This is a genomic window from Pontibacter chinhatensis (assembly GCF_900113285.1).
GTDB lineage: Bacteria > Bacteroidota > Bacteroidia > Cytophagales > Hymenobacteraceae > Pontibacter > Pontibacter chinhatensis.
In genome coordinates this window covers 465,587-479,476 of the sequence record NZ_FOOT01000003.1, presented here as the reverse complement: position 1 = coordinate 479,476, position 13,890 = coordinate 465,587, and the positions used below count along the sequence as shown (strand labels likewise).

Below are 13,890 nucleotides of genomic sequence, written 5' to 3'. Positions count from 1 at the left end.
CAATAGCTCCTGCCCCTGCTGTCATCTCGACCTTCGGGAGAGATCTAAAGAGAATTCCAGATAGATCTCTCGCCCTGCTCGAGATGACAGAGCGGGTGGCAAGTACAGACTGTCCCCTTGAGGGGACTACAGGGGTGTTTATACTTTGACTATGAAACTTATACTTCAGAAACAGCAACTACAGAACCCCCTTCTTTGACTACCGAGAACGAGAGTTCGAAGGTAGCGAGCGTAGCTCTGAGGGGCCAGGGGTGGTTGGACCCGGTATAGCAGAAAAGCGGACAAGCATGTCCACAGCAGCAGCAGAAGTTTTGGACAAAGAAGCCCGGAACAGCAGAATATTCTAGAAACTCCCTTTCCTGTTCTTAGAGGAGGGCTGGGGTGGGGTATAAACTACTTACTACTCGCCTGCGAGCGTTTGTCGAATTTGCCGCGCTCGTAGATAGGGGTGGCGTGGCGGTCGTAGGCGCGGAGCAGGTACGGCTCGTGCGGTGCGTCGTAGGCAGTTTTGGGGTACTGGTACTCGTAGCGGCGGCGGTTGCGGAAGTCGTAGTAGTTAATCCATACACCTACCTTGCGGCCTTTCTCATACTGCCCGCTCCACTCCAGCTGCCCGTTCTCATAGAACCGGTAATAAGGCCCCTGCACTTGTCCGTACTCATAGGGAATTACCTCTTTTATCTTCTTGGTGTCGCCGTAGTAGGTTACCACTGCATCGCGCAGGAAGCCTTTTTCATAGTGCTCCTTGCCCACCAGGGTGTGGTCTTCGTTGTTTCGGTACTTCTCCCAGCGCAGGTGCTTGGTGCCCACGTAAAAGTAACCTTCCTCCACTACCTCACCGTCCAGGGTTTTCTTGTAAGGACCGTGCAGCACCTTGTAGCGGTCGGTGTCCTCCTGAACAGCGGCAGAGCGGGCCAGTTTGCGGTTCTTAGTATCGTAGTAGTACTTGTAGGGGGCGTAGCGGTCCGGCGCCTCGTACACCGGCAGGTAACCGAAGGTTTCGATGGTTTCGCGGTAGCTGCCGCCGCTTTTCGTGAAGCCGCGCTTTATCTTGTAGCCCAGAAACTCACGCTTGCTGTGCTTGGCCTTGCGCTTCTTCTTTTTCTCCTCTATCTCCTCCTCCAGCGGGTTTTTAGTCTCGATGATAGGCTTGGTGGTGTCGGCGGCGGCCAGGGCGTCGGTTTTTGCCTTGTCGCCGTCCTTCAGGCGGGCCATGTTCAGGTTATAGTCACTGTTCCACTTGGGCTGGCCGCAGCTGCCCAGGCTTAGCAGTAAAATCCCTATCCACAAAGTATAAACCGCGCTTTTCAAATTTTGACTCGTTCTATTATTACCGGATAAATTGTTAAACTGCTAAACGGTTGTTCTTAGTATACTTTAATCCCGCTACAGGAAAACCAACAATTTAACAATAAAGCAATTTAGCAAATATTATATAAGTATACGCACCCACAACCGTTCAGGCCCCTATAACTGTGCCGGCGCCGGGTAAGTTTCATTTATACTTTAGCAGGAGCAAAAAGCAAAAAAGGCAGCGCCCAAACGGACACTGCCTTAGCTGTTAGGTATTTAAAATAAGGGTATTACTCTTTGGTCATCAGCTCAAAGCTGCGCTTCACGAAGGTGGTAAGGGCCGCTCCGGACAGCATGTTCTGCGACAGCAGGGCCAAATCAAACGCCTGGCGCGCCAGCTGGCTTTTCTCTTCGGCCTTCAGCACGCGCTGGTTCAGCGGGTGGTTGGCGTTGATGGTCACGTTATACATGTCCGGCATCTCGCCCATAAACATCATACCGCCACCGCCGGCGCGGTTCATGTCCTTCATGCGGCGCATAAACTCGGGCAGCGTAATCACCACCGGCGCGTCGTCCGGGGCAAGCGGGGCCACCTCCACAGTCATGTTTTTATTGTTGATGGCCTCCTCGTATACTTTCTTCAGATCCTCTTTCTCGCCCTCACTCAGCACGCTCTCCTTCGTCTCGTCCTTCTCGATGAGCTTGTCGATTGTCTCGGAGTCTACGCGCTTCAGGGTGGTTTTTTCCAGCTTCTGCTCCAGCATGCCTATAAAGTGGCTGTCGATGATGGAGTCGAGTTGAAGCACGTCGTAGCCGCGGTTTTGGGCCGCCTCCACAAAGGCGTGCTGCTTGTCGGCGTCGGTGGTATACAGGAGCACCAGCTGCTCGCTCTTGTCTGTCTGGTTGGCCTGCACCAGGTTTTTATACGCCTCTAACGTATGGTATTTGCCTTCCGTATTCTGCAGCAGCACAAAATCCTTCGCCTTCTCATAGAACTTGTCGTCAGAGAGCATGCCATACTTCACAAACACGCTGATGTCGTCCCAGTTTTTCTCAAACGTCTCGCGGTCCTTGCGGAAAATCTCTGCCAGCTTGTCGGCCACCTTCTTGGTGATGTAGGTGTTAATCTTCTTCACGCTGGAGTCGGCCTGCAGGAAAGAGCGGCTCACGTTAAGCGGAATGTCCGGCGAGTCGATCACGCCGTGCAGCAGCATCAGGAACTCCGGCACCACGTCCTTCACCTCGTCGGTAATAAACACCTGGCGCGAGTAAAGCTGGATTTTGTTGCGCTGGATCTCGAACTCGTTCTTCACCTTCGGGAAGTATAAAATACCGGTCAGGTTAAACGGATAGTCCACGTTGAGGTGAATCCAGAACAGCGGCGGCTCTGAGAAGGGGTACAGCTCCTTGTAAAACTCCTTGTAGTCCTCGTCCTTCAGCTCCGATGGCTGCTTGGTCCAGATAGGGCTCGGGTTGTTGATGGTCTCGCCCTCAAACTCCACCGGCACCGGCAGGAACTTGCAGTATTTGTCCAGGATGGTGCGGAGGCGGGCTGTCTCCAAAAACTCTTCCGAGTCCTGGGCCACATGCAGGATCACATCCGTGCCGCGCTCGGCACGCTCAGCCGTCGTGATCGAAAACTCGGTGCTGCCGTCGCACTCCCAACGGGCCGGTTCTGCGCCCTCCTGGTAAGATTTGGTGACGATCTCCACGCGCTCGGCCACCATAAACGCCGAGTAGAAGCCCAGGCCAAACTGACCGATGATCTGATCCTTGTCGGCAGAGGCGTCCTTGTAGCGCTCCACAAACTCGGTGGCGCCCGAAAACGCGATCTGGTTGATGTACTTCTTGATTTCCCCGGCTGTCATGCCCAGGCCGTTGTCGGAGATGGTGATGGTTTTGGCCTCCTTGTTCACGGCCACTTTCACCTTCAGCTCGCCCAGTTCGCCTTTATACTCGCCAATGGAGGACAGGCGCTTGATCTTCTGCGTGGCATCCACGGCGTTGCTCACCAGCTCGCGCAGGAAAATCTCGTGGTCGGAGTACAGGAACTTCTTGATGATCGGGAAAATATTCTCGGTGTGGATGGAGATATTACCTCTTTCTTCCATTGTCTATACTTTATATGGTTAAGGTTGATCTTTTGCGGATGCTATGCTTTAGGCCATGCTTTCAAAACCTGTTCCAGAGGGCAAGGGAGTGACAGGATGGCAGGATGCGATGAAAAAAACTAACGCTACGGCAGACTTTTATACTTCCGGGGCTAATTTATACTTGCCCGACTAAACCTTTTGACCTGAAACCTATCTAACCACCCGCAGCAGCACCCCAATTTATACTTGTGCGTACAGGAATAGTATAAATTGGGAACCAGCCTAAATGCAACATTGTAGAAAATAGTATATCTTTGTTTTTGTTTCAACGCCGACGTGCACCGTTATCTCCAACATATCGCCCTCGCGCTGCTCCTGCTCTTCAGCAGGGCCATGGTGCCTGATGAGCTGATTCAGGAGCTGCACCCGCACACGCACACGGTGCACGCCGACCACTGCGACACCCATGAGGCGCAGGTAGGCATGAAACACAAGCACTGCCCGGTAGAGGATGTGTTCAACTCACCGTACCAGGGCGAAATGCTGTCCCTCAGCTTTACCACCTTTACCCATACCGCTATTTATGCCGGCGCTTATACCTGTGCCTGGCTAGGCAGCACCTCCATCCCCTACTATCTCCGGGGACCTCCCGTAGCCTGATTTCAGCAACCCGCACAGCTCCGTCTATACTTTGCCAGGTATGGCCGCGGCACGTGCTTACCCTTCCAAACATATTTTACGAGCCCTCACAGGCCCGCTTCTGCCATTGGCGTAGCGGCTGCCGCAGCTGGGCCAATCCGCTATAGGCTATACCTGGTGTAGCCGCTCATTACTTATTGCTGAAATTAGAAGACGTGCTGAAGACGAAAACCATATTTTTTGCGCTGGCTTTGTTGGCGTTGCAGGCGCCGGTATTACGGGCCCAATCGCTGCCCGGACCGGTAGCTGAGGACGCCGAGCAGGACTGCGGCCTGACCATTTCGGGTAAGGTGCTGGACCATGACACGCGCGAGCCGCTCATCGGGGCTACCATTTACTTGCCGGAGCTGGACCGCGCCACCATGTCTGATGCGTACGGCAACTACCATTTCCATCAGATATGCCGCGGTGCCTACACGCTGCAGGTAAAGTATTTGGGCTACGAGGAGGAGCAGTTTGCCGTCAGGCTTACTGCTTCGGCTACCCGCGATCTGCAGCTGCACGCCAGCCCACGCCAGCTGCGCACCGTAGAGGTGACCGGGGAGCACCTGCGCGAGCAGGCCCAGACGCAGCAAACTATAAGCGGCCGCGAGCTGGAGCAGACGCGCGGTCTGGCACTGGCCGAAACGCTCAAAGGCATCGCCGGCGTGACCACACTGCAAACCGGGCCTACCATTTCCAAGCCAGTTATCCATGGCCTGCACAGCAACCGCGTGCTGCTGCTCAACAACGGCGTGCGCCAGGAGGGACAGCAGTGGGGAGCTGAGCATGCGCCGGAGATAGACCCCTTTATTGCCTCTGAGATGAAGGTGATTAAAGGGGCAGCCGGTGTGCGCTACGGGGCTGATGCGATTGGCGGGGTGGTGCTGGTAGAGCCCAAGGCTTTGCCCACCTCACCCGGCATCCGCGGCGATTTATACTTGCTGGGCAGCACCAACAACCGCCAGATGGCTACCTCTGCCACCGTGGAAGGCAACTTTGAGAAGCTGCCGCCGCTGAGCTGGCGCCTGCAAGGCACACTGCGCAAGGCCGGCAACGCCAAAACGCCGGACTATTACCTGGAGAACACCGGCATGCGGGAGCAGAATTTCTCGGCGGCGCTGGGCTATAACAAGGAGAAGTATGGCGCGGAGCTCTTCTACAGCCGCTTCAGCACGGAGCTGGGGGTGCTGCTTGAGTCACACATTGGTAGTGTGCAGGACCTGATGTATGCCATTGAGCGCGGCAGGCCGAGCAACGCGGATAACGCCGAGTTCACCTACGACATCGGCCGCCCGTACCAGGACGTGCAGCACGACCTGTTCAAGGCCAAGGGGTTTTGGCAGCTGGGCGAGGCGGGCAAGCTGGAATTTGTGTACGGCTGGCAGCGCAACTTGCGCCAGGAGTACGACATGCGCCGGCGCGTAAGCCAGGCCCCGACCCTGGAGCTCACGCTTAACACGCATACCACCGAGGCCACCTTTGAGCATAAACCGCTGGGCAACCTGACAGGCCTGGTGGGCATCAGCACGATCTATCAGAAGAACACCTACCGCTACAGCGACTTCCTGCCATACTTTACCGGCACCACGGCGGGCATCTTCGCCACCGAAACCTGGCGGAAAAACCGCCTGCAGCTGGAGGCGGGTCTGCGCTACGACTACAAGCACCTGCTGGTGAAAAAGCTGGAGAATAACCGCGAGCTCATCAAACCCGAGTATGAGTTCAGCAACCTCTCCGGCACGCTGGCTGCCATGTATGACGTGGGCTACCACCTGACCTTCGGCCTGATCGCTACCTCGGCCTGGCGCGCGCCGGGTGCCAACGAGCTGTTTAGCGAGGGGGTGCACCACAGCGCGGCCGCCTACGAGAGCGGCAACCCGAACCTGAAGTCGGAGCAGGCCTATAACCTGGAGTTTTCGGTGGACTACTTCAGTAACCCGCGCCTGAACGGAACGCTGAGCCTGTATCACAACTACATTCGTGATTATATTTACCTGAGGCCGCTGCCGGATCCGGTGCTGACTATTCGCGGAGCCTTCCCGGCTTTTGAGTACACGCAGGCCAACGCCACGCTTTCGGGCATAGACCTGAGCTGGGATTACAGGCTGGCGACGGGGCTGTTGCTGGAGTCGAAAACCTCGTTGCTGTATGCACGTAACCTCGATACCGATGACTACCTGATCTACATGCCAGCCAACCGTTTCGACAACAGCCTGCGCTACGAGTTTGCCTCAGGCAACGGCGGCAAGTTAACGGACGCTTACCTGTCGGTGGGAGGGGTGTATGTGGCGAAGCAGCGGCGCACTCCCGAAAAAACGGAGCAGGACTTTGCTCCGGCCCCGGATGGGTACTTCCTGCTGCAGGCGGAGGCAGGCACCACCATCCACCTTGGCAAGCAGCCGGTTGAGGTAGGCATCACCGGCAATAACCTGCTCAACACCGCCTACCGCGACTACCTGAACAAGCAGCGTTACTACGCCGATGAACTGGGCCGGATGCTGCTGTTACGCGTGCGGATTCCGTTCGATTTCAGCAACATGAAGAAATAAGTATCATTTATATAGTGAATACCGTATTGTTGTACATTCTCAAATAAACCTTTACCATGAAAAAACTATTTAGACCTTACCTCACGATTTTCTTACTAGGCGCACTATTCATATCTACCACCTCCTGCAGCGACGATGACGATCCGGAGCCAATCAAAGAAGAGGAAAACATCACCTCTATGACGCTGACATTGGAGCCAGTTGCCACCGACAAGGGCATCCAGACAGCTACGGCTACTTTTACAGCCGGCAGCACTCCAACCCTCAGCCTGGTGCCGAACACGCAATACACCGCCACCATCACCTTCAACGACAAGATTGAGGATGAAATCAGAGAAGAGGCCGTAGACCATGAGTTTTTCTTTAACGCTCCTGAGGACGTGCTGGTCGTGCAGAAAGTCGTTCCGGATGATTTCGACAGCAACGGCCGCCCGGTAGGTCTGAAAACCAGAATGCTATCCGGCAACGCTGGCCAGACCGGCACCCTGAAGGTTACGCTGAAGCACCAGCCGGGCCTGAAGAATGCAGACAGCGACGTGACCGTTGGCGAAACGGACATCGAGGCATCCTTTACAGTAAACATTCAATAGCCTTACAAGCTATACCATAAGCCAAAAGAGGCGCAGTTCTATCGAGCTGCGCCTCTTCTTTTATACTTTGGTTTATACTTTTATACTTTCCTTTTCGCCATCTCCTCCACGGTTTTGGCGATGCGGCGGGTACGGGTCTCAGGCCTTTTGGCCTCCAGCACCGCCACCACGTACTCCTTGCGGTGCGTAAAAGCCATACTTTCAAAAGCCTCCAGCAGCCCTGCCTCCTGCAGCGCCTCCTTCAGGTCGTCGGGCAGCGTTACGGTTTTAGCTTTTCTGTCGATGCCGGGCATGTCCACCCCGAACGTGGAGGGCTGTTTGCGCGCTGCCTGCGGCCTGAACCGCAGCGCCGACCATACTTCGTCCACGGCCACCTGCCGCACCGGCTCATACTGCATGCTGCCCATCACCTGCCAGCCATTGTCGCGGGTAAGGTCTGTTTTTATGCCAGATGACTTCTTGGGGTAAGCCACCCAAAGCAGGCCTTCCGGCTGCAGCAGTGCCACCGCCTGCGGTGCCAGTTGCTCCAGATCGCTGGCCTGCTGCACAAACAGGAGCACCGCCTCGTAGCTGCCCATACTTGGCGCCTCCTCTGCTCTTGTAAACGTATAGCCTTCCTGCTGCAGCGCCTGCGCCACATCCTCCGGGGCCATCAGCAAAAGTATAGCGTGCTCTTTTTTGAGCTGTAGTTTCTTACCAAGGTCTGCCATCGTTGCTCTGTTTCTGAAAGTATAGCTGCGCCTAAGCTACTACAAAAATCACATTTATGCGCCGCTGTTTATACTTTTCGCAGGCCCGCACTCGAAGCGCATACTTATACTTTGGCCATGTTAGCTCGGATTTCGTAATTTTGTAGTATGATTTTATACAACGAAACGATTAGCGTGGATAACGCTGTAGCCGACGAGTGGCTGCAGTGGATACAGGAAGAGCATATTCCGGCCGTGATGGGCACTGGTTTTTTCCTGGGCAACCAGGTTAGCCGCCTGCTGCACGAGATAGCCAACGGTGGCACCACCTACGCGGTGCAGTATACCTGCCGCAACATGGAGGACCTGGAAGAATACCAGCGCGACCATGCCGCTGCCATCGAAACCCGCCACCACCAGCGCTACGAGGGAAAGTATGTGATCTTCCGCTCGATGCTGGAAGTAGTGGCCCGCGATGTGGAGCGCAAGCAGGAGAGCGAGTAAGCTCTGCAGGAGCTAAAACAAACAAGCCAGCAGCTAATGTATAGCTGCTGGCTTGTTTGTTTTATGGCCTTAAGCGATAGGCCATACGTGATGTATGGTTCTTCTTATACTTGCTCCGGTTGCTTAGCCTTTATCAAAGCCATAGTCCCGCTCTACCTTCGCAATCCGGGTTTTGAACACTTGGTACCACATCTCCCGGCCTTTGTTGCGGGCTACAGTGTGCTCCGCGTTCTCGCGCCATGCTTTAATCGACTCCAGATCCCGCCAATAGGACACGGTGATGCCCACCTCCTCGCGGGCAGACTCTACTCCCAAAAAACCCTCCTGCTGCCGGGCCAGTGCTACCATTTTGTCTGCCATCTCGGCATAGCCGTTGTCCCCGTCGGTGCGCGAGGAAGTGAATATGACGGCATAATAAGGCGGCTGCGGCGTTTGGGCGATCATTTAAGTATAGTCTATTTGTTTTTTGTTCCTCTACCGGAAGTTTAACCTACATACCGCTGGATCTGCTCCTCGGTCATGTTGCAGTTGATCCACTCGCCATCCAGATCGGCTCCTATTTTCTTGTAGAAGGCAATGGCCGGCTCGTTCCACTCCAGCACCTGCCATTTGAAGCGCTTGGCGCCGGTGTCTTTTGCCTCCTGCGCCACCGCGTCGAACAGCTTCCTGCCGATACCCGCGCGGCGCAACCTTTCTGTCACCACCAGGTCTTCCAGGAAAAGCATGCGCCCTTTCCAGGTAGAGTAGGCTGTGTAGTATAGCGCAATGCCTACCACGCCGTCTTCGTTCTCGGCCACAAAAAATTTGTAAATCGGGTTTTCCCCGAAGCCATCGCGCTCCATTTCCTCCAGCGTGTTGGTTACCTCCTGCGGCGCCCGCTCATACTCGGCCAGCTCCTGTATCAGTGCATACACCTGCGGCAAATCGTCTACCGTTCCTCTTCTTATTTCTATCATGTTACTTGTTGATTGCTTCTTGTTGATTGTTTAACCAGTGATGAAGGAGATCTTACTGATGCATAAGTTCCTACACACTTTCTAACTTCCAAACTTTCTAACCTTCTAACTCTAGAGACGCAACGTATTGCGCCTCTACAACTCCTAAACTCCCAAACCCTCTAACTCCCAAACTCCTCCCACGCTGTCCTGGCCTGCACCAGTTCCTTGCCGCTCTCCTGGCTGGTGAGTTTGTGCAGGAAATTACGGCCTTCCGCATCGGCAGGCGCCACCGCCGACACCACTGTATCGCCCAATATACTTTCGGCTTTAAAGATGATGTCTACCGCGCGCAGCTGCTGTTGCTCCAGCACTTCCAACGGCAGCGTGTCCAGGGCCCACTGCAAGTAGCGGGTGTTGGTCACGTGGCGGTTCAGGTCGATGTCGTGCCAGCGCACGGGCACTTGCTGCTCGTGCTGCGCCTCTTGCAGTTGCGGCAGCTTCCCTTTGGCAAAAGGCAGCGGCTCCTGGCCCGGCACTATCTCTACATCCATGATAAAATCGGGCACCGACACGAGTTGGCGCTTCACCACATCCATCACCAGCCACACGCTTGTTGCCTGGCCCAACAGCTCCCGCTCCGAAGTATACATCCTGAAATCGCGGTGCAGGAATACGCGCTCCCGCCCGGAGGCCCAGGTTTCCACCGTGATTTTCTCGTTGTGGCCGGGGTAGCGGAACATCTCCACGCGCATGCGCTGCAGCACCCACGTCAGGCCGCGCTCCAGCAAGTCGTACATCGAGATGCCCAGGTCGCGGGTGTTCTCCCAGGCCGCCTCCTGCATATAGCCCACCAAGGCCGGCAGCGTCGCGTGCCCCCGGTAGTCTACCTCGCCGGAGCGAACGGTAAATTCACTTGCCCCTGCCTTTGACTTCATTGCCTAGTTATACTTGTTGTGCTGCAAGGTACGCAAGAATCGCGGCCGATGCCACCTGAAAAACGCGAAAGCACACCTGTTGAGGCGTGCTTCCGGTGTGATAATTTTGAGAGTAAGCGCCTGTTACATCATCGCGCCAATGCCCATACCCAGGAACATAAACAGCATGCCCAACCCGTAGAATGCCAGCATGACGATGGTGATTACCCCCATGAACTTAAACAGCGATTTGAGGTTGGCGAAGGAGGAAGCCAGCAGTTCCTCGTCGTGCAGGCGCAGGGCATCCTGCATCTTGCCTGAAAAGCGGTACAGGTACAGCACCTGGAAGAAGTACAGCAAGGCGCCCATCAGGTAAAAGAAGGTGAGGAAACCGCCTCCGGCAATGCCCACAGCCTCCTGCGGCAGGAACATGCTCATGGCGGCCCCGGCAAACAAGCCGGCCAGCACCATGATTCCGATCATCACAAAGCCTATGATCGCCAGAAATTTTCCCCATTTGGCTACCTCGCCGAGATAGCCCGCCGAGGAGGGTGTGATACTGAAGGGCTGCGGCGCCCCTGCATTTGCGTAAAGTCCTGAATCCATATGTGTGGTGGTTAGGTGAACGATGTATTTAAAGTATGAAAAAATTTCTATACTTCATACAAAGTGTATCTCTCACCTTCCCATCTATACCACACCAGCACCACAAGAGCCGCTCGTATAGTTTCTCTAAAAGCTCAGCTCCGACACACCCGTTGCCAGCATGCCCAGCGACAGCCCGAAGAACAGGAGAAAGAGCACCAGCATGATGGCCATGAACTTGAAGAGGATCTTGAGTTTGTTTACCGCCTTGTGCACCAGTTGCCGGTTTCGCTGCTCCACGCCCTGCTGCATCCGGCCAGCGAAGGTATACAGGTACAGCGACGGGAAAAAGTATACGAGCGCCACAAAGGCATACACCACAATGGCAAAGCCCGAAAAGCCCACGTCGGTGGCGCGCCCCTCTATCCCCGGCGACTTAAGTATTTGCTGCATAAACAGCCCGAACACCAGCACAAAGCCCGAAAGTATAAACCCAAGTATAGCCAGCACCCTCGCCCACTTGGCCGTGTCGTGGAGGTTGTTCAGCAGCCTTACGTCCAGGTACAGCTCGTCCTGGCCTGCGGTGTTGTCTTGCTCTGGTCTCATCTGGCTAATTTATACTTGCAGCTTTATAGTCACTTATAAATATACAAAAAACTCTATAGCGTTTTTGCATGGCTTATGTTTCGTTTTTGCCTCGAAAGCAAAAAGCCGCACCACCCAAGGCGGGCGGCACGGCTTAAAGTATAAAGGCAGATTTATACTTGAGCTTATTGGTTCAGGTATGGGTTTACGCCCATGTTCTGGTAGATGAAGGCGTAGGTATCAGCCCACTCCTGGATCACGAGCGAAGTTGGCTTACCGGCACCGTGTCCTGCGCGCACATCCACGCGGATCAGGTAGGGGTTGCCCGGAGCACCTTTGGCCTGCAGCTCCGAAATATACTTGAACGAGTGCGCTGGTACTACGCGGTCGTCGTGGTCAGCAGTCTTCACCATCGTGGCTGGGTACTTCGCGCCTTCTTTAATGTTGTGCAGCGGGGAGAACTGGTACAGGTTCTCGAACTGGGCAGCGTTATCGGCAGAGCCATACTCCGGCACCCACGCCCAACCGATAGTGAACTTGTGGAAGCGCAGCATGTCCATTACACCTACCGCAGGCAGGGCTACTTTGGCCAGCTCCGGGCGCTGCGTCATGAAGGCACCTACCAGCAGACCACCGTTAGAGCCACCAGCCACAGCCAGTTTCTCGGAGGAAGTATACTTTTGGTCGATCAGGTACTCGGCAGCGGCAATGAAGTCGTCGAACACGTTCTGTTTGTTTGGCGTCATGCCGGCTTTGTGCCACTCCTCGCCATACTCGCCGCCACCGCGCAGGTTCGGCATCGCGTACACGCCACCATTCTCCAGCCACAGCATGTTGGCGATGCTAAAGCTTGGCGTCATGGAGATGTTGAAGCCGCCGTAAGCGTACAGGTATGTTGGGTTAGTGCCATCCAGTTTCAGGCCTTTCTTGTGCACAATGAACATCGGCACCTTGGTTCCGTCCTTCGAAGTATAGAACACCTGCTTCGTTTCATAGGCTTCCGTGTCCACATTTACTTCTGTCTTGCGGAACAGGCTTACTTTGTTACTCGGAACGTCGTAGCGGTAAATGGTTGGCGGATAAGTGAAAGAAGTAAACGTGAAGAACGTCTCCTTGTCTTTCTGGTCGCCGCTGAAGCCGCTCACCGTGCCCAGTGTAGGCAGCTCAACCGTGTTCAGCTGCTTACCGCTCTGGTCGTACACCACTACCTGGCTGGCCGCGTCTTTCATGTAGGTTACGATGATGCGTCCGCCCACTGTGGAGATGCCCCGGATCACGTTCTGCGACTCCGGTACTACGGTTTTCCAGTTAGCTTCCTGTGGTTTTTTCGGGTCGATGAGCACCAGGCGGTAGCGTGGCGCGTTCTTATTGGTCATCACCAGCAGCTTGTCGCCGAAGTTATCCACCACGTTGTACTCATTTTCGAAGTTGTCCACAATTGGTTTGATTGTGGATTTCGGGTCAGCGAGGTCTTTGTAGAACAGCGCGTTGGCTCCGCTCGCGCCTTCCGACGCGTTCAGGATCAGGAAGCGCTCATCGTTGGTAGTTTGGCCGTAGAAGTTGCGCAGCGCGTGTGCCTTGTCCTCGTAGATGAGTTGGTCCTGGCTCTGCGGCGTGCCTACCTTGTGGTAGTATACTTTGTGGTACTCGTTCTTGTTGGCCAGCTTGTTACCCTCGGTAGGGGCATCGTAGCGGCTGTAGAAGAAGCCATCCTTGTACCAGCTTGGGCCAGAGAATTTCACCCACTCCAGCTTATCGTTCAGCATTTTGCCGGTAGCCGCGTCCATCACCTGGTAGGTGTTCCAGTCGGAGCCGCCGCTGGAGGTGCCCACTGCCACGTACTTGCCATCCTTAGAGAAGGCGAAAGCCGTCAGGGCCACAGTGCCGTCCGAGCTCAGCTTGTTCGGGTCGAAGAACACTTTTGGCTCCGACTCCAGGGTTTCCTGCACGTACAGCACGCTCTGGTTCTGTAGGCCATCGTTTTTATAGAAGTAGTATTTGCCGGCTTTCTTAAATGGAGCGCCATACTTTGGGTAGTTCCAGATTTCGGTCAGGCGGCTTTTGATGTTGTCGCGGAAATTGATATCGCCCAGGTAGCTTTGCGTTACCTCATTCTGTGCCTGTATCCAGCTGTCTACCTCCTCGGTGTGGGTTTCGAGCCAGCGGTACGGGTCGGCTACTTTGGTGCCGTGGTAGTCATCCACGTGGTCAACTTTCTTCGTCTCAGGGTAATTTAGCTGTACCTCCTCTGCGGCGGCCGCTGTCGTTTCTGTCGTCATGCCAGTGGCAGTTGTGTCTTTCTGGGTGGTGGTGCATGCCGATGCAGCCGTGAGGCCACCGGCCAGCAGCAATACTGTTGTCTTTTTCATAAAAAGCTTTTACAGGAAATTGTTTAAGGTGCTTTTAGAGCAGTCGGCACACAAGTTACAAAAAATACGCCAACAACCGTGTACGCCTCCGGCTCTTAAA

Annotated in this window: 13 protein-coding genes; 4 read left to right on the top strand and 9 right to left on the bottom strand. The window is 54.9% G+C overall.

Annotated features, from left to right (window positions below; genetic code table 11):
• Window positions 1-393: 393 nt before the first annotated feature.
• Together BM040_RS11240 and htpG are read right to left on the bottom strand one after the other, a co-directional pair.
• A complete protein-coding gene (locus BM040_RS11240) occupies window positions 394-1,311 on the bottom strand; it encodes a toxin-antitoxin system YwqK family antitoxin (protein WP_092101160.1) in 918 nt (305 codons plus the stop codon).
• A gap of 272 nt (window positions 1,312-1,583) precedes the next feature.
• Window positions 1,584-3,404: a molecular chaperone HtpG gene (gene htpG, locus BM040_RS11235; RefSeq protein ID WP_092101158.1), complete on the bottom strand. Its 1,821-nt coding sequence runs from the start codon at window positions 3,402-3,404 to the stop codon at window positions 1,584-1,586.
• Window positions 3,405-3,722: 318 nt separating this feature from the next.
• Between htpG and BM040_RS11230 the strand changes: the two genes are divergently transcribed.
• The 3 genes from BM040_RS11230 to BM040_RS11220 all read left to right on the top strand — a co-directional run bounded on the left by BM040_RS11230 (window position 3,723) and on the right by BM040_RS11220 (window position 7,206).
• Entirely contained in the window at window positions 3,723-4,046 is a 324-nt protein-coding gene (locus BM040_RS11230) for a hypothetical protein (protein ID WP_092101156.1), read from the top strand.
• Between the two features lie 176 nt (window positions 4,047-4,222).
• Window positions 4,223-6,616: a TonB-dependent receptor gene (locus tag BM040_RS11225; protein WP_092101154.1), complete on the top strand. Its 2,394-nt coding sequence runs from the start codon at window positions 4,223-4,225 to the stop codon at window positions 6,614-6,616.
• 56 nt (window positions 6,617-6,672) lie between these two features.
• Window positions 6,673-7,206, top strand: a complete 534-nt coding sequence (locus BM040_RS11220; RefSeq protein WP_092101152.1) for a hypothetical protein — start codon at window positions 6,673-6,675, stop codon at window positions 7,204-7,206.
• 80 nt (window positions 7,207-7,286) lie between these two features.
• Here BM040_RS11220 and BM040_RS11215 read toward each other — a convergent pair whose 3' ends face one another.
• Window positions 7,287-7,916, bottom strand: coding sequence for a YdeI/OmpD-associated family protein (locus BM040_RS11215; RefSeq protein WP_092101150.1), 630 nt, complete (start codon window positions 7,914-7,916; stop codon window positions 7,287-7,289).
• A gap of 147 nt (window positions 7,917-8,063) precedes the next feature.
• Between BM040_RS11215 and BM040_RS11210 the strand changes: the two genes are divergently transcribed.
• Window positions 8,064-8,399 (top strand): DUF4286 family protein, encoded by a 336-nt coding sequence (locus tag BM040_RS11210; protein WP_092101148.1) that lies wholly within the window; start codon window positions 8,064-8,066, stop codon window positions 8,397-8,399.
• A gap of 123 nt (window positions 8,400-8,522) precedes the next feature.
• Here the strand turns inward: BM040_RS11210 and BM040_RS11205 are convergent, their stop codons facing one another.
• The 6 genes from BM040_RS11205 to BM040_RS11180 form a co-directional block, all read right to left on the bottom strand.
• On the bottom strand, window positions 8,523-8,843 hold the full coding sequence (locus tag BM040_RS11205; protein ID WP_092101145.1) for an antibiotic biosynthesis monooxygenase family protein: 321 nt from the start codon (window positions 8,841-8,843) through the stop codon (window positions 8,523-8,525).
• 41 nt (window positions 8,844-8,884) lie between these two features.
• Entirely contained in the window at window positions 8,885-9,355 is a 471-nt protein-coding gene (locus BM040_RS11200) for a GNAT family N-acetyltransferase (protein WP_092101143.1), read from the bottom strand.
• 161 nt (window positions 9,356-9,516) lie between these two features.
• Window positions 9,517-10,272, bottom strand: a complete 756-nt coding sequence (locus BM040_RS11195) for an acyl-[acyl-carrier-protein] thioesterase (RefSeq protein ID WP_092101141.1) — start codon at window positions 10,270-10,272, stop codon at window positions 9,517-9,519.
• 123 nt (window positions 10,273-10,395) lie between these two features.
• Window positions 10,396-10,857, bottom strand: coding sequence for a DUF5362 family protein (locus tag BM040_RS11190; protein WP_092101139.1), 462 nt, complete (start codon window positions 10,855-10,857; stop codon window positions 10,396-10,398).
• 126 nt (window positions 10,858-10,983) lie between these two features.
• A complete protein-coding gene (locus BM040_RS11185) occupies window positions 10,984-11,442 on the bottom strand; it encodes a hypothetical protein (protein WP_092101137.1) in 459 nt (152 codons plus the stop codon).
• 164 nt (window positions 11,443-11,606) lie between these two features.
• The gene (locus tag BM040_RS11180) at window positions 11,607-13,790 is read right to left on the bottom strand and encodes a prolyl oligopeptidase family serine peptidase (RefSeq protein WP_092101135.1); all 2,184 of its coding nucleotides are present in this window, start codon (window positions 13,788-13,790) and stop codon (window positions 11,607-11,609) included.
• Between the last annotated feature and the right edge of the window lie 100 nt (window positions 13,791-13,890).